General features: G+C 73.3%; 15 protein-coding genes. 11 read left to right on the top strand and 4 right to left on the bottom strand.

Going from position 1 to position 16005, the window contains the following annotated elements; genetic code table 11:
* The first annotated feature begins 85 nt into the window (after positions 1 to 85).
* The 8 genes from ACFY0P_RS26555 (at position 86) to ACFY0P_RS26590 (ending at position 7406) form a co-directional block, all read left to right on the top strand.
* Positions 86 to 628 (top strand): DUF5134 domain-containing protein, encoded by a 543-nt coding sequence (locus ACFY0P_RS26555; protein WP_388917888.1) that lies wholly within the window; start codon positions 86 to 88, stop codon positions 626 to 628.
* A 95-nt stretch (positions 629 to 723) separates the two neighbouring features.
* Positions 724 to 1659, top strand: coding sequence for a M56 family metallopeptidase (locus ACFY0P_RS26560; RefSeq protein ID WP_388917891.1), 936 nt, complete (start codon positions 724 to 726; stop codon positions 1657 to 1659).
* 57 nt (positions 1660 to 1716) lie between these two features.
* Positions 1717 to 2388 (top strand): phosphatase PAP2 family protein, encoded by a 672-nt coding sequence (locus ACFY0P_RS26565; protein WP_388917894.1) that lies wholly within the window; start codon positions 1717 to 1719, stop codon positions 2386 to 2388.
* Positions 2389 to 2423: 35 nt separating this feature from the next.
* Positions 2424 to 3146, top strand: a complete 723-nt coding sequence (locus tag ACFY0P_RS26570) for an HAD family hydrolase (protein WP_388917897.1) — start codon at positions 2424 to 2426, stop codon at positions 3144 to 3146.
* A gap of 136 nt (positions 3147 to 3282) precedes the next feature.
* Complete coding sequence (locus ACFY0P_RS26575; protein ID WP_388917900.1) at positions 3283 to 3942, top strand: TetR/AcrR family transcriptional regulator; 660 nt, start codon at positions 3283 to 3285, stop codon at positions 3940 to 3942.
* 96 nt (positions 3943 to 4038) lie between these two features.
* Positions 4039 to 4416 (top strand): VOC family protein, encoded by a 378-nt coding sequence (locus ACFY0P_RS26580; RefSeq protein ID WP_388917903.1) that lies wholly within the window; start codon positions 4039 to 4041, stop codon positions 4414 to 4416.
* A gap of 167 nt (positions 4417 to 4583) precedes the next feature.
* Positions 4584 to 5927, top strand: coding sequence for an FAD-dependent oxidoreductase (locus ACFY0P_RS26585; RefSeq protein ID WP_388917906.1), 1344 nt, complete (start codon positions 4584 to 4586; stop codon positions 5925 to 5927).
* Positions 5928 to 6053: 126 nt separating this feature from the next.
* Positions 6054 to 7406: a nucleobase:cation symporter-2 family protein gene (locus ACFY0P_RS26590; protein WP_388917909.1), complete on the top strand. Its 1353-nt coding sequence runs from the start codon at positions 6054 to 6056 to the stop codon at positions 7404 to 7406.
* A 1-nt stretch (position 7407) separates the two neighbouring features.
* Here ACFY0P_RS26590 and ACFY0P_RS26595 read toward each other — a convergent pair whose 3' ends face one another.
* Positions 7408 to 8730 carry an SGNH/GDSL hydrolase family protein gene (locus ACFY0P_RS26595; RefSeq protein WP_388917912.1) on the bottom strand — a complete coding sequence of 441 codons (1323 nt, stop codon included), beginning with the start codon at positions 8728 to 8730 and terminating at the stop codon, positions 7408 to 7410.
* Positions 8731 to 9107: 377 nt separating this feature from the next.
* On the opposite strand from ACFY0P_RS26595, the gene ACFY0P_RS26600 reads away from it, so the two are divergent.
* Positions 9108 to 9902: a pectate lyase gene (locus ACFY0P_RS26600; RefSeq protein ID WP_388917915.1), complete on the top strand. Its 795-nt coding sequence runs from the start codon at positions 9108 to 9110 to the stop codon at positions 9900 to 9902.
* 59 nt (positions 9903 to 9961) lie between these two features.
* On the opposite strand, the gene ACFY0P_RS26605 is transcribed toward ACFY0P_RS26600, so the two are convergent.
* Both ACFY0P_RS26605 and ACFY0P_RS26610 read right to left on the bottom strand, forming a co-directional pair.
* Positions 9962 to 10378 carry an ester cyclase gene (locus ACFY0P_RS26605; RefSeq protein ID WP_388917918.1) on the bottom strand — a complete coding sequence of 139 codons (417 nt, stop codon included), beginning with the start codon at positions 10376 to 10378 and terminating at the stop codon, positions 9962 to 9964.
* A gap of 277 nt (positions 10379 to 10655) precedes the next feature.
* On the bottom strand, positions 10656 to 11414 hold the full coding sequence (locus tag ACFY0P_RS26610) for a PaaX family transcriptional regulator C-terminal domain-containing protein (protein ID WP_388917921.1): 759 nt from the start codon (positions 11412 to 11414) through the stop codon (positions 10656 to 10658).
* Between the two features lie 71 nt (positions 11415 to 11485).
* Here ACFY0P_RS26610 and ACFY0P_RS26615 point away from each other — a divergent pair, with 71 nt between their 5' ends.
* Positions 11486 to 13147 carry an acyl-CoA dehydrogenase family protein gene (locus tag ACFY0P_RS26615; protein ID WP_388917924.1) on the top strand — a complete coding sequence of 554 codons (1662 nt, stop codon included), beginning with the start codon at positions 11486 to 11488 and terminating at the stop codon, positions 13145 to 13147.
* Positions 13148 to 13276: 129 nt separating this feature from the next.
* A complete protein-coding gene (locus ACFY0P_RS26620; RefSeq protein WP_388917927.1) occupies positions 13277 to 15256 on the top strand; it encodes a HEAT repeat domain-containing protein in 1980 nt (659 codons plus the stop codon).
* 50 nt (positions 15257 to 15306) lie between these two features.
* Here the strand turns inward: ACFY0P_RS26620 and ACFY0P_RS26625 are convergent, their stop codons facing one another.
* Positions 15307 to 15918: a hypothetical protein gene (locus ACFY0P_RS26625; RefSeq protein WP_388917930.1), complete on the bottom strand. Its 612-nt coding sequence runs from the start codon at positions 15916 to 15918 to the stop codon at positions 15307 to 15309.
* Positions 15919 to 16005: the final 87 nt, after the last annotated feature.

The following is a 16005-nucleotide window of genomic DNA, read 5'->3' on the forward strand; positions in this document are numbered from 1 at the left end:
CCCGTGTACACCCTTGCGCTCGCGTGCGCGCCGTACGGCCGGGGCATCGCATCCCTCGACGCGACGTCGAGCGGGGAGGTGCGCTGTGCACGGACCGGCTTCGCCCGGCTGGCTGCTGGTCGCGGTGTGCGCGGCGACCGGTGCCTACTGCCTGCTGCGGATGCGCAGCGGTGTCCAGGAGCAGCGGCGCGCCGCGGGCGGCGAGGCGCTGATGGGGTTCGGCATGGCCGTCATGGCCGTGCCCGCGACGGTGTTCACCCCGCCGACGTGGGCGTGGCCGCTGTACGGCGCGGTGTTCGGCGCGGCCGCGCTGCGCGCCCTGTGGAGCGCTCGCAGCAGCCCGCACCATCTGCACCATCTGGTGGGGGCCGGGGCGATGGTCTACATGGCGGTGGCGATGGCGGCCTCCCCCGGCGGCCACCATCACGGCGGCGCCGGAGTCCCGCTGGTGACCGGGCTGTTGCTGCTCTACTTCACCGGCTATGTGCTGCTGTCCGGCGCGCGGCTCGTCCCGGTCGCGGTGGCCGCCGGGCCGGGCTCGGTCAAGTGGGGCGACCGGCCCGAGCTGGCGCGGGCGTGCCGGCTGTCGATGGGGATCGGGATGGTGGCGATGCTGCTCGCCCTGTGAGGCCGTGACAGCGCTCGCGGCGCAGACGTTGCTTGCGTCACTTTGGCGTAATGGCCTGTACCCGTGAGCGGTCCTGCGCTCATAGGGTGCAGGCCATGATGGTCCCCGTGGCACTGCTGCTGCTCGGCGCGCTGACCGCCGTGGCCGGCCCCCGGCTGCTCGCCCGGGCCGACTGGACCGACCGGGAGCCCGTGGTCGCGCTGTGGGTGTGGCAGTGCGTGGTGGCGGCCGTCCTGCTGTGCTGCGCGCTGTCGATGACGCTGAGCGCGGCGGCGGCCTGGCAGGCGGTGCGCGGGCATGTGTTCGCGACGGCCCCGAGCGGTGTGGTGGACGCCTACGCGCTCGGTACGACCGGCCCGTGGGCGGCGGTGACCGCGGTGGTCCTCGCCTGCGCCGGGCTGTGGAGCGGGGCGATGCTGGTACGGGAGATCGCGCGGGCCAGGGCCAGACGCAACCGGCAACAGGCCGAACTGCTGGTGCGGTCACCGCTGTTGCCCGGCGAGGAACCGGCCGGCGGCCGGCTCGTCGTCCTCGAGGGCGAGCGCCCGGATGCCTGGTGGCTGCCCGGAGCGGCGCCCCAGCTCGTCGTGACCACGGCTGCGTTGCGTCGCCTGAAGGGCCGTCAGCTGGATGCGGTCCTCGCCCACGAGCAGGGCCACGCGCAGGCCCGGCACGACTGGCTGCTGCACTGCTCGGCCGCGCTGGCGGGCGGGTTCCCGCAGATCCCGGTGTTCGCCGCGTTCCGCGACGAGATGCACCGGCTGGTCGAACTGGCCGCCGACGACGTGGCCTCCCGCCGCCACGGCCGGCTCACCACCGCGCTCGCACTGGTCGAACTCAACGAGGACCGGGGCGTGTTCGGCCCAGGACCGACGCCGCACGCCCATGTCCCGCAGCGCGTCGACCGGTTGCTCACCGCCCCGGACCGCCTGCCCGCCCGGCACCGGCTGCGACTGACCGCGACGGCCGCCCTGGTCCCGGTGATCCCGGTGCTGGTGGCGCTCGTACCGAGTCTGCGCGCCCTCGGGTAAAGCCGTATCCGTCAGGGGGAATTGCCCTGCGGGCAATGATTCGGCAAAGATCGCGTCATGCGCCCCCCACCCAGCGACCGCCCTGCTCCCCTTCTCGCGACCGCCGTTCTCGCCCTCTCCTCGGCGCTGCTGCTCGCCCTCGTCGCCGGCGAGTGGCCTCCCCTGGTCGCGGTGGACGAGGACATCGCCGACGCCACCCACCGCTGGGCGGTGGCGGACCACGGCACCACGCAGGTACTGCGCGTCCTGGCGGACTGGGTCTGGGATCCGCTGACCATGCGCCTGCTGTGCGCGGCGGTCGCGGTGTGGCTGGTGTGGCGGCACTCGGCGTGGTGGACCGCGCTGTGGCTGACCCTGACCTGCGCGCTGGGGACGGCCGCCCAGCAGTCCCTCAAGGCCGCGGTCGGCCGCCCGCGCCCGGCGTGGCCCGACCCGGTCGACTCCGCCCACTACGCGGCCTTCCCGTCCGGGCACACCATGACGGCCACGGTGGTCTGCGGCCTGCTGCTGTGGCTGCTGCACCGCTACGGCACCGGTCGCGCCATCTGGCGTACGGCCCTGGCCGCGGCCGGGTTCTCGGTCGTGGGCGTCGGTCTGACCCGGGTGTGGCTCGGCGTCCACTGGCCCTCGGACGTGCTCGGCGGCTGGCTGCTCGGGGCCCTGGTGGTGGCGCTGGCGGTGCTGGCGTACGAGTGGGAGCGCGACGGCCGGGGACGCCCCCGCCCGTAGCCCGCACCACAGCGCCCGTCGGTAGAGTCCGGCACATGACTGCCGTGCTCTTCGACTTCTCCGGGACCCTCTTCCGTATCGAGTCCACCGAATCCTGGCTGCGGGCGGTGCTCGCCGAAGCCGGGGTACCGCTTGCCGAAGCCGAGTTGAAGGAGGCGGCGCGGGCGCTGGAGGTGGCCGGGGCGCAGCCCGGCGGCGCCTTCCCGAAGGCGCTGCCCGCGGAGCTGTCCGGGGTGTGGGCGGTGCGGGACGAGAGCGCGGAGCTGCACCGGGCCGCGTACACCGGCCTGTCCCGGCAGGTGGCGCTGCCGGACCCGGCCCTGCACGACGCCCTGTACGAGCGGCACATGGACCCGCGGGCCTGGTCACCGTATCCGGACGCCGCCGGGGTCCTGCACGCGCTGCGCGAGCACGGCATCGGGGTCGGCGTGGTCAGCAACATCGGCTGGGACCTGCGCCCGGTCTTCCGCGAGCACGGGCTCGACGCGTACGTGGACGCGTACGTCCTGTCGTACGAACACGGCGTCCAGAAGCCGGATCCACGGCTCTTCACGGTGGCGTTGGAGGCCCTCGGGGCCGAGGCCGCCGAGACGCTGATGGTCGGGGACAGCAGGCCGGCCGACGGCGGGGCGGCGGCGCTCGGCTGCCGGGTGCACTTCGTGGAGCATCTGCCGGTGGCCGAACGGCCGGACGCGCTGCTGCCGGTCCTGGACCTGGTGGGCGCGGCCCGCCGACCGGCCACGCCCACCCAGGCCTGACCTGTCGCGCCGTCCGCCCGAGACGCTCCCCCGTGTCGCCCCGGACGGACGGCAGCCCTGGACAGGCCCCGCGCAGGGCGGTGCCCACTGCGTCGATTATAGTTGGCTGGCAGCCAGTCAACGCAGGAGTTCCAGGATGTCCCCCCGCAGCCCCTCGGTCAATGAAGAATTGCGCAGGCGTTCGCGCGAGCGGCTGCTCCAGGCCGCGGTGGAGCTGGTCGACGAGCACGGCTTCGAAGCGACCACGCTGGGCGCCATCGCGGACCGGGCGGGGTCGGCGCGCGGACTGGTGTCGTACTACTTCCCGGGCAAGCGCCAGCTGGTCCAGTCCGCCGTGCACCGGCTGATGCACCGCACGCTGGAGGAGGCGCTGGAGCACGAGCCGCACACCGAGGACGGGCGGGAGCGGCTGGCCCGGGCCATCGACGCCATCCTGGGCCTCGCGCACGACCGGCCGGTGCTGATGCGCCAGCACATGGCGGGCCTGCTCCAGGGCGAGGGCTTCGTGCAGTGCCCCGAGCAGCGGCGGCTGTCGGAGCTGCTGGGCGACACCGTCGCACGGTACGGCTCGCACCACGTCGAGACCGACTATCCGATGCTGCGTGCCGTGCTGATGGGAGCGGTGTACGCGGCGCTCGTGCCCGGCGTGCCGATGCCGATCCCGGCACTGCGGGCAGAGCTGTTCGAACGCTATGGGCTCGACTTGGAGCTGGGCCTGCCTCGGGAGTCCACGCCGAAGGCCGAACGGCGGGACCTGTCCCGGTTCTTCGCCACCGGGGACCGGACCGAGCCCTGATCCGGATCCGAGTCCGAATCCCGACCCGGATCAGGGTCCGAAGGCCGAGGTCTGCCGGCCCTGGACGACGGGACGCATCCATGATCGACTTGGGCCATGGGTTCTCTGATACGCCATGTCACCATCGACGCCGCCGACCCGTTCGCCCTTGCGGGCTTCTGGGCTCAGGCCCTGGACGGCTCGCTGGCCGATGACGACTTTCCCGGCGATCCGGCGGCCGTGGTCACGACCGCTGCCGGCACCTTGCTGTTCATCAGGGTCGACGACCGCAAAGCGGTGAAGAACCGCGTGCACCTGGATCTCCAGCCCCAGGACCGCACCCGGGACGAGGAGGTCGAGCGCCTGCTCGCGCTCGGCGCCACGCTCCAGGGGGACCACCGACGGCCCGACGGAACCGGGTGGGTGACGCTGTACGACCCCGAGGGCAACGAATTCTGCGTGGAACGCAGCGCGGCGGAGCGGGCGGCCCGCTGACCGCGAAGGCCGGCCGGACCGCCGGCTCCTGGCGCATACGCAACGCGACCACATGATCACACTCCCGGCACCCGGACGCGCGTCCACGTCACCCCAGCGGCCCCTGTCTGGACGACCGGGCCGGTGGGATGCTGGAAGCACCAGCCCCTCGGGCAAGGAGTCCCCCCGTGTTGCGTGTCGCCGTCGTCGGCTCCGGGCCGAGCGGGTGCTACACCGCCCAGAACCTCGTCCAACTCGACCCCACGGTCCGCGTGGACGTCCTGGACCGGTTGCCGTGCCCGTACGGACTGGTGCGCTACGGCGTCGCCCCGGACCACGAGAAGATCAAGTCGCTGCAGGGGAATCTGCGCACCGTGCTCGAGCACGAGCGGGTGCGGTTCCTCGGCGGGGTCCGGGTGGGGGGCACGGGCGGGCTGCCGGTGGAGCGGCTGCGGGAGCTGTACCACGCGGTGGTGTACTGCGTGGGCGCCGCGACCGACCGGCGGCTCGGGATTCCCGGCGAAGAGCTGCCGGGCAGCTGGTCGGCGACCGAGTTCGTGTCCTGGTACAGCGCGCATCCGGACGCGATCGACGCGGGGTTCGTGCGCGACGCCCGGTCGGCGGTGGTCATCGGGGTCGGCAACGTCGCGGTGGACGTGGCGCGGATGCTGGCCCGGGGCGTGGCGGAGCTGAGCCCCACCGACATGCCGCAGGCGGCCCTGACGGCGCTGTCGGCGAGCCGGATAAGAGAGGTCCACGTGGTGGGCAGGCGGGGCCCCTCGCAGGCCCGCTTCACCACGAAGGAGCTGCGCGAGCTGGCCGGGCTGCCGGGGACCGAAGTCCGCGTTGAAGCAGGCGAGTTGGCGCTCGATCCGGCCTGCGCCGACCCCTCCGGGCTGCCCGCGGCCCAGCGTCGCAACGTGGAGGTGCTGCGCGGCTGGGGCGAGGCGGGCGGCCGGGGCGCGGACCGCAGCATCCGGCTGCGCTTCTTCCTGCGTCCGGTCGAACTGCTCGACGAGGGCGGACGGGTGGGCGCGGTGCTCTTCGAACGCACCGAGCCGGACGGCAGGGGCGGGGTGCGCGGCACCGGGCGGTACGAGACGGTGGAGGCCCAGTTGGTGCTGCGGTCGGTCGGCTATCGCGGGGTGCCGCTGGAGGGGCTCCCGTTCGACGAGGAGAGCGGCACCGTGCCCCACCAGGCGGGCCGGGTCCTGGACAGCTGCTTCGGCGTGCCCGGCGACTACGTGGCCGGCTGGATCAAGCGCGGCCCGACCGGCGTCATCGGGACCAACCGGCCCGACGCCAAGGAGACGGTGGCCTCCCTCCTGGAGGACGCGCCCGCACTGCTGCGCAAGGAGGTGCCGGAGGATCCGGTCGCCGCGCTGCGCTCGGCGGGCATCGAGCCGGTCCCGTGGACGGGGTGGCAGGCGATCGAGCGGGCCGAGGCGGCGCTCGGGGCCCGGCTCGGCCGGAGCGTGGTCAAGCTCGCCGACTGGGACTCGCTGCTGACGGCTGCGCGGACCGGTTCGTAGCGGAGCCGAATCCGTCCGCGTCCAGGTGGGCATGACACGTATCGACAACAGACCGGAAATCAACAAATTGTTCAAGCCACTTACGGTCTCGTGCTGTCCGGATGTCGTCCCCGCTCTGGAGTCCCCATGGCCACCACCGGCGCCTCCGTCCATCCCGTCGACGAGGTCCCACCCGTACGGCAGTTGACCGCGTTCGGCCTCCAGCACGTGCTCGCGATGTACGCGGGCGCGGTCGCCGTCCCGCTGATCGTGGGCGGCGCGATGAAGCTGTCGGCCGCCGACCTGGCGTATCTGATCACCGCCGACCTGCTGGTGTGCGGCATCGCCACGCTCATCCAGTGCGTCGGCTTTTGGCGCTTCGGCGTCCGGCTGCCGATCATGCAGGGCTGCACGTTCGCGGCGGTCTCACCGATGGTCCTCATCGGTACGACGGGCGGCGGACTCCCCGCGATCTACGGCTCGGTGATCGTCGCGGGCCTGGCAATCATGCTGCTCGCGCCCGTCTTCGGGAGGCTGCTGCGCTTCTTCCCGCCCCTGGTCACCGGCACGGTGATCCTGATCATCGGCGTCTCGCTGCTGCCGGTCGCCGGGAACTGGGCGGCGGGCGGCGCCGGTGCGAAGGACTTCGGGGAGCCGAAGAACCTGGCGCTGGCGGCCTTCGTGCTCGCGGTGGTGCTCGGCGTGCAGCGGTTCGCGCCCGCCTACCTCGCCCGGATCGCGGTCCTGATCGGCATCGCGGTGGGCCTCGCGGTGGCGGTGCCCTTCGGGTTCACGGACTTCAGCGGGGTCGGTGACGCCGGCTGGCTCGGCATCAGCACGCCGTTCCACTTCGGGGCGCCGACGTTCCGGGCTTCGGCGATCGTCTCCATGCTGGTGGTTGCCCTGGTCACGATGACCGAGACGACCGGTGACCTGCTCGCGGTCGGCGAGCTGACCGGCCGCCGGGTCGAGCCGCGTTCGCTCGCCGACGGACTGCGCGCCGACGGCCTCTCGACCGTCCTCGGCGGTGTCTTCAACACCTTCCCGTACACGGCGTTCGCGCAGAACGTGGGCCTGGTCGGCATGACCCGGGTGCGCAGCCGCTGGGTGGTCGCGGCGGCCGGCGGCATCCTGGTGCTGCTCGGTCTGCTGCCCAAGCTGGGCGCGGTGGTCGCGGCGATTCCGGCTCCGGTACTGGGCGGCGCGGGCCTGGTGATGTTCGGCACGGTCGCGGCGAGCGGCCTGCACACCCTGGCGGCCGTCGACTTCCACGGCAACGACAACCTGACGGTGGTGGCCGTCTCGGTGGCGGTCGGCGTGCTGCCGGTGGGCGTGCCGACGGTCTACGCGAAGTTCCCGGACTGGTTCCAGACGGTGATGAACAGCGGCATCAGCGCGGGCTGCCTCACGGCGATCGTGCTGAACCTGCTCTTCAACCACCTGCCGTCGAGGGCGGATGCGGCCCCGGGAACGGTCCCCACCGGAGCCGAGTCCGCCTGACTCACCGCCCGCCGAACAGCTCCGCGGGCACCGCCGCCGCCAGCGCCCCGTACCCGGTCGGGTTGAGGTGCAGCCAGTCCCCCACCTGAAGGTCGGCCCGCAGCCGGCTCGGGTCGGACGGGTCCCGTACCACCCGGTCGAAATCGATCACCGCGTCGAAGTGCCCGGCCCCCCGGATCCACGCGTTGACGCGCTGCCGGGCCGCCTCCCGGACACCCCCGCCGTCGTCGTAGGCGTTGCCGCCGAAGGGCAGCAGGGTGGCACCGTAGACGCGGATGCCCTGGGCGTGGGCGCGGACGACGATCTGCTGGTAGGCGGCGATCAGGTCGTCGGCGACGACCTGCTGGGCCTGCGGGGTGGCGGCGGCGGTGCCGATGTCGTTGACGCCCTCGAAGACGATCAGCCAGGAGACCCCGCTGCGGGAGAGGACGTCCCGGTCGAGGCGGGCCAGGACGTTGGAGCCGAGGCCGTCGTTGAGGACCCGGTTGCCGCCGGCCGCCTGGTTGAGCACGGCGATGTCCGACGTGCCGGCCCCGGACTGCAGACGGTCGAAGAACTGATCGGGCCAGCGGTCGTTGCCGTTGGTCGTGGACCCGCGGCCGTCGGTGAGGGAGTCGCCGAGCACCGCCACGGCCCGGGTCGCGGCGGGCGCCAGGACCTCGACGTCGCTCAGCAGGTACCAGTGGTCGACCGGCGTCGCGCCCGGCAGATCCGGGTCCTGCGCGTGGTCGCCGCCGAGGAGGTACGAGGTGGTGCGCGAGCCCGGGTGCGAGGTGAGCGCCAGATCGGGCTGGCCCTGCGCGGTGTACGCCGTGACCGTGAGCTCGGACCCCGGGCTCAGCTCGAAGTCCACGGGATCGGAGACGACCTGGGCCCCGACGGGTACGACGGTCGCGGCGCGCCCGGAGAACGTCACCGGGTGCAGGCTGCCCGGAACGATCGCGCTGACCCCCGCCCGTCCGCCCGCCGGCAGCGCCACGGTCACCGAGGTGAGCGGGAGCGGGGTGTCGCCGTAGGCGTTGGAGAAGCGCAACCGGAGCCGGTGGGCGCCGACGGTCACGCGGACGGTCTGGCGCAGGGTGGTGTCGGCCAGGACCGACTTCTCCCCCGTGAACGGCGCGGGCGGCAGATTGCCGGCCTCGGTGAGCTGGGGCATCCCGGTCCAGGTGTTCACCCAGTGGCCGCCCCGGTGGGGGGCCGAGGTGACCTGGCGGGGGCTGCGGACCAGCGCGGTGACGGCCGTGGCGGTCACCACCAGGGCGAGGGCGAGGACACAGGTGCTGAGGAGGGTGGCGAGCGGCGTTCTGCCGGGCTGCGGCTTCACGGGGACCTTCCTGTCGCGAGGGGACGACGGCTGAGCCGTCGTCGACTGACCGTGCAGGGGCCCCTTTCCGATCGCGGCTCGGTGCGGCGTCGTGCGAGGAACTTCCGGCATGGTGGCATGGACACGGCCATCCATGGAAGCGCTCCCACGTCACTTCGCGGACGCCGCGATCGACCGGAACGGATGCGGCGCGAAGCGTTGACTAGAAAGCGCTTGCATCCTACGTTCCGTTCAGGAATCTGATCGATGCATCTTTAGGCACCCGCGTTCGCGCAGGCGTCCGCATGCAGCGTTCCAGGACATGAATGTCCGACGGGTACTTGGACGGTCCAGCTGAACGCGAACAGGCCCCCCACTCGAAAGAAGGCATACGGGACATGGCTTCAGGAGCACGGAGCAGTGCGCGCGCACTGACGGGCGGCATGGCCGCCCTGGGACTCTCGATTGGCATGGTCATGATGACCGATGCCTCGGCGGACGCGGCCACCTGGCCCACCGCGACCGGCAGCCAGGCCGTCACCGCGACCATCAAGCTGTCGGGCACGAAGGACTACGGGATGCTGCGCCTGTACGGCAGCGGCGACCTGGGCACGGGCGGGCAGAGCGAGGACCAGGACCCGATCCTCGACCTGGCGGCCGGCACCGTCCTGAAGAACGTCATCATCGGCGCACCCGCCGCGGACGGCATCCACTGCGAGGGCAGCTGCACCCTGCAGAACGTGTGGTGGGAGGACGTCGGCGAGGACGCGGCGACCTTCCGCGGCTCCTCGTCGTCCAACGTGTACACGGTCTCCGGCGGCGGTGCGAAGGAAGCCGGCGACAAGGTGTTCCAGTTCAACGGCGCCGGGACACTGAACGTCTCCGGCTTCGCGGTGCAGAACTTCGGCAAGCTGGTCCGCTCGTGCGGCAACTGCTCCACGCAGTACAAGCGCACGATCAACCTCAACACCATCGAGGCGACGTACAAGGGCAGCGCGCTGGTCGGGATCAACACCAACTACGGCGACAGCGCGACGCTGAAGAACATCACGATCGTCGGGGACAGCAGCAAGAAGATCGTGCCCTGCCAGAAGTACCTCGGCAACGACACGGGCGCGGAACCGACGACGAACGGGAGCGGGCCGGACGGGACGTACTGCAAGTACGCGAGCTCGGACATCATTTACAAGTGAGCCGGGGCGGTGGGGCCGCCGCATCCCGCCGCCCCGCGGCCCCACCGGCACGCGCCCGTCTACACCTCGACGAGGCCGAGCTGACGCAGCATGCCGAGTTCGTCGCTGCTGCCCCAGCGTTCGACGAGTCTGCCGTCGCCGTCGAAGCGGCTGATCTGCATGCCCCGGTAGCTCACCTGCTTGCCGGTCGCCGGCCGCCCCATCAACGGCCCCAGGTGCGTGCCGGAGATGACATAGGCGAAGGCCAACTCGTCGTCGGTGGCGACCAGGTGCTCCACCTGGAGGGCCAAATCGGGAAAGGCCGTTCGCAGCTCGCCGAACATGGTCTTGTACCCCTCGGGCCCCGACGTCTGTCCCGGGGCGGGATCATGGTCGATCGAGTCGGCCGCCACGATCTCGTCGAGGGCGTCGAGGTCGCCGGCGACGACGGCCTCTCCGAAAGCGGTCTGCGCGGCGATGTTCGTCTGCTGAGCCATGGGCACTCCCGAAGCATCTGGGCCACTGGCCTGTCTGTCGGCTGCGAAGCGCATGCACACGGTATGTCGACCGTACACCGGTCCCCCATCCCCAGCATGTCTGCGCGGCGGGCCTTCGGGGCGACCGCTCCGCGCCGGGCCTCACGCGTCCAGCCGTAGCCGCCGCAGTACGTCCCGGGTGCGCCCGGCGGGCGAGCCGGCCGATCCGCATGTCGCTCGCCTCGAGGAACGCTGGCCCTGCCCCTGAGGGTGAGGTCGAGCCGCCACGACAGAACGGTCAGTCGGTCGACTCCCGCGTCGGGCCGCTCACTTCCACCCGGTAGTCCGCGTACGCGGCGCGCAGTTCGTCGCCCGGCCAGTCGCCGGGCAGGAGTTCCGGGGGCAGGACGGGGTCGGTCAGCAGGTGGCGTACCGCTGCCGCGAAGACCGTGAAGCGGTCGGCGGGGAGCCGGGATGCGGACGCTCGGGCCAGGAGGGCTCGGGCGGTGGCGGACCAGGTGGTCAACGGCCAGAGTCCGGCGGCCAGCTCGGGTGCGGGGCGGTCGGGGCGGGCCGTGTAGGACTGAGCGGTGTCCGCGAGGTCGGCGGGGAGGGGCCGCGCCAGGTTCGCCGGGCGGAGCCAGACACCCTCGCGGAGTTCGGCCAGGCGGAGGGAGGTCAGGCGGGTGCGCAGGTCGGCGCGCGCGGCGGGGCCGCGGCCCGTGGCCGTGATGACCAGCATCTCCCAGTCGCCCCGCCACGCGCGCGTACGGGGCCGTACCGCCTCGTCCTGGCGGCGCTGGCGGGCCAGCAGCCGGTCGCTGAGACCGTAGACGGCGTCGTCGGTGCGGCGCAGGTCGCCGGCCGCCGTCATGCGGCTGAGCGCGGCCCGGAGGGTGGAGCCGCCGACCCCGAAGGGCTCGACGAACCGGATCAGGTCCTTCACCGGCAGCCGGGGCGGATGCGTGCCCAGCAGCAGGCTCAGCACGACCGACCGGGCGGACAGGGGCCGCAGGTCGACGTCGGCGGACTCGGCGGACACGTCCTTCATGTGCATGGTCACGTACTGTACGTCCGGCGTCATATTGCACTATTGCTGCGGTCGCAGGATTACTGCAACATGGAGCCATGGACTCGACCGTCGCGCTCCCGAAGCCGCAGTACGCCACTCACGACGTCACCAACCAGGCGCCCCCGCTCGCCCCGTACGATGCCTCCGACGACCCGGCCCTGATCGAGGGGCTGCGCCGGGAGGGGGCGGAGTGGGCCGAGGCGGGGATCCGGCGGCTCGGGGTACGGGCCGGGAGCGCGGAGGCACAGGAGTGGGGCGAGTTGGCCAACCGGCACGAGCCGGAGCTGCGCACCCACGACCGCTACGGCAACCGGATCGACGAGGTCGACTTCCACCCCGGCTGGCACCACCTGATGCGGGCGGCGGTGGAGGAAGGGCTGGCCGGGGCCGCCTGGGCGGACGACCGGGCGGGGGCGCATGTCGCGCGGACGGCGGGTGGACTGGTGTGGGGGCACACCGAATCCGGCCACGGGTGTCCCACGTCCATGACGTACGCCGCCGTTCCGGCGCTGCGCACCCAGCCCGAGCTGGCCAAGGTGTACGAACCGCTGCTGACGAGCCGGGAGTACGAGCCGGGACTGCGCGTGCCGACGGAGAAGCCGGGGCTGCTCGCCGGGATGGGCATGACCGAGAAGCAGGGCGGATCGGACGTACGGACGAACACGACGGCCGCCACGCCCACCGCCGAGCCGGGCGTCTACACCCTGCGCGGGCACAAGTGGTTCACCTCGGCGCCCATGTGCGACGTCTTCCTGGTGCTGGCCCAGGCACCGGGCGGCCTGTCCTGCTTCCTCGTCCCGCGCGTGCTGCCGGACGGCAGCCGCAACGCCTTCCGCATCCAGCGCCTGAAGGACAAGCTGGGCAACCGCTCCAACGCGTCCTCCGAGCCGGAGTTCGACGGGACCGTGGCCTGGCTGGTCGGGCCCGAGGGGCACGGGGTGAAGACCATCATCGAGATGGTCAACTGCACCCGCCTCGACTGCGTGATGAACTCGGCGACCCTGATGCGCAAGACACTCGTCGAGGCCGGTCATCATGTGCGCCATCGCAGCGCGTTCGGCGCGCGCCTCGTCGACCAGCCGCTGATGCGCAATGTTCTGGCCGACCTGGCGGTGGAGTCGGAGGCCGCGACCACGCTGACCCTGCGGCTGGCGGGGGCCGCGGACCGCGCGGTGCGCGGGGACGAGCAGGAGCGGGCCTTCCGGCGGATCGCGACCGCCGTCGGCAAGTACTGGGTCACCAAGCGTGGCCCGGCCTTCACCGCGGAGGCCCTGGAGTGCCTGGGCGGCAACGGCTACGTCGAGGACTCCGGCATGCCCCGCCACTACCGCGAGGCCCCGCTGCTGTCGATCTGGGAGGGCTCGGGGAACGTCAACGCGCTCGACGTGCTGCGGGCGCTGTCCCGCGAACCGGGCGCCGCCGACGCCCTGTTCGGCGAACTCGCGCACGCGCGGGGCGCGGACGCCCGGCTGGACGCGGCCGTGACCCGGCTGAAGAACGAATTGGCCGAGACCGATCAGGTGGGGGCGCGCCGGCTGGTCGAGCGGATGGCGCTGGCGCTGCAGGCCTCGCTGCTGGTCCGGTACGCCCCGGCCGCCGTCGCGGACGCCTTCTGTGCGACCCGGCTCGGCGGCGACTGGGGGCACGCGTTCGGCACCCTGCCCGCCGGCACCGGGTTCGACGCGATCCTGGAGCGGGCGCTGCCTGGCCGGAACTGATCCCTGTGCGGAGCGCCGTCGGCCGGTGACCGCCGACGGATCGCACAGAGTTGCCGTCCGATTCCGCATCGTTGTCAGTGCCGTGGTGCAGACTCCCGAACAGGTGGTACTCGCCTGGGGAGGACAACGGTGTTCACGGGGATCGACGAGGTCGACTGGGCCTCGCTGCGGCACGCGTACGGCAGCGCGGCGGACGTGCCCGGACTGCTGCGCGGACTGGCCTCGGCGGACGCGGCCGAGCGGGAGGTCGCGCTCGACGGAATGTACGGCTCGGTGCACCACCAGGGGAACGTGTACGACTCGACGCTCGCCTGCGTCCCGTTCCTCTTCGCACTCGCCTCCCGCCCGGAGGTGCAGGACCGGGGCGCCATAGTGGAACTGCTGGTCAGCATCGGCGCGGAGAGCGCCGGTCCCCGGGCCCGGGCCGCCGTCCGCGCCGGCGCCGCGGCACTCGTGCCACTGGCCGACGACCCGTGCCCCGGAGTGCGGCGCGCGGTGCCCGGGGCGCTGGTCCGGTTCCTCGACGAGCCGGAACGGGTGCTGGCGCTGTTACGGCGGCGGATCACGGTCGAGCGCGACGAGCAGGTGCTGCTCGCCCTGACCGAGGCCCTCGGGCTGTTCGTACGGTGCCGTCCCGGCCGGGCGGCCGGGGCGGTGGAGGTGCTGGCCGCGCAGAGCGGGCCGCCGCACGCCCCGACGGCGCGGCTGGCCGCGCTCGGACAGCTGGGCCTCGGCGCGCCGGAGCGGCTGCCCGCCGACCTGGTGCCGACCGCGGTCCGGCTGCTCAGGGAACGGTCCGAGCGGCGGGCGGCCGGTCCGGCCCGGGTGGACGCGGACACCCTGGTCGGCCGGATACGGCGGCTGCGGCCGTCGGACGAGGAGGGTTCGTATCTGCTGCGCACCCTGCACCGGGCGCTGGACGACCGGGTGGCGGACCGGATCGCGCTGCTCGTGGGCCAGTTGAGCAGCCCGGATCCGATGGACCGGTGCAACGCGGTGCGGATGTCGGCCGGGCTGTTCCGTGGCTGGCGGGCGGACTTCACGGCGCCCGTCTCGCTGATAGGTACGCAACTGGGCCGTGAACAGGACCAGTTGCGGGACGCGGCGGTCTCGGTGCTCGTGGAGCTGTTCGGGCTGGCCGCACCGGCCGCCGACGAGCTGCACGCGCTGGTGACCGTACGGCCCGACCTGTGGGTGCACACCTGGGAGCGCGGCAGACCCTCGCTGGGCGGTCCGCTGAAGGCGCTGGCCAGGAGCGGTGATCCGCGCGCGGTGCCGGCCCTGGCCCAGTTGCTGGCGAGACCGGTGGTGCCCGGCGGGCTGGGCTTCGAGATCGTGCATCTGGGCCCGGCGGCCGCCCCGCTCGCGCCCGCGCTGCGGCGCCGGCTCGGCCAGGTCGACCCGGACTCGCCCGAGGCCGCCGTGCTGGCCGCTCCGCTGCTGGCGGCGGTCACCGCTCTCAAGGACCCCGCGGCGGTGCCGGAGGTGCTGCGGCTGCTGCGCGGCGCACCGGACGGGCTGGGGGCCCGGGAGGCCCTGGTCCGGCAGGCGGTACGGGCGCTCGACGTCCTGGGGCCGGCGGCCCGGGCTGCGGCGCCGGTCCTGCGCGGGCTCCTGGACACCCGGTACGCGACCCTGGCGGCGGGGGCCCTGTGGTCGGCGGAGGGGGAGGCGGCCCCCGTACTCCCCGTGCTGCTGCGGGAGCTGACGCACGGCCGCCACCGCAGCGCGCGGACGGCTGCCGAGCAGCTGGGCCGGCTGGGGGCGGCCGCCCGCGGCGCGGTGCCCGCGCTGCGCCGGCTGGCCGGGTCCGGCCGGGTGTGGGAACGGGCGGCGGCGGCCGAGGCGTTGTGGCGGATCGACGGGGACCCGGAGCCGGTGCTTCCGGTGTTCCGGGCCGCCTGGTCGGAGAACCCGTACACCCGGGGCGCGATCGCCGGCTGTCTGGCCGCGATGGGCCCGGCGGGTGCCCCGCTGCGCGACCTGGTGACGGCCGAACTCGCCGACGCCCGGCGGCACACGGCGCGGCCGGGCGGCTACGGCAGCCACGACATCGCCCAGGACGAGCGGCTGCTCGCCCACTGCCGCCAAGCGCTGGCAGGTCAGTGACCGATGCCCGTGCCCGCGGGCACGGGCATCGACGCCGCCGGGCGCCGACGTCAGCCGGTCGTCCGGCCCCACTGCGGTCCGAGCCGTGCCCATTCCGCGTCCCAGCGGTCCATCCGCCGTCGCTCCAGCCGGCCGCACACCACCAGCCCGGCGACGAACGGGACGGCGGCCGCGGTCAGCCCGACCAGGCCGCCGACCAGCGCGGAGCGGAAGTGGGCCTCGGAGGCGGTGGCGGGCCGGGTGACGAGATGCCCCTGGGGGTCCGTCCAGACGGTGACCGGGGTGCCGACCTTGCTGCCGGCCGGGACCCGCGCCTGGCCGGTGTGCGCGGAACCGTCGGCGACGGTCCAGCCCACGCGCGCCCAGACCCGTTCGCCGTTCGTCGATTCGGAGGAGCCGGAGGAGTCGGACTTCGGTCTCGCCGAGCCGGGCGCCTTGTCCATGACATGGGCCACGACCGGGTGCCATTCGACGCGCTCGCGGGCCAGGCCGTCCTCGACCGAACGGGCCGCCGCGAGCCCGGCGAGCACCCCGGCCAGCAGGGTGAGCAGCCAGGCGCCGAGCAGCACCCAGGCCTCCATCGTGTCGGCGCGACGCTTCAGCGGGTTGCGCCGCCAGCGCCACAGCCAGACCTTCGGACCACGGAACGCCTTCAAAGGCATCCTCCTCACGCGCGCACGGACAGCCCGGACCGCCCTCCCATACGGGAGAGGCCGCCCCGTTGCTCACGGCGAACTCCGAGTCGACGG

Origin of the sequence: Streptomyces sp. NPDC001714 (assembly GCF_042892755.1) — a bacterium.
Taxonomy (GTDB): Bacteria; Actinomycetota; Actinomycetes; order Streptomycetales; family Streptomycetaceae; genus Streptomyces.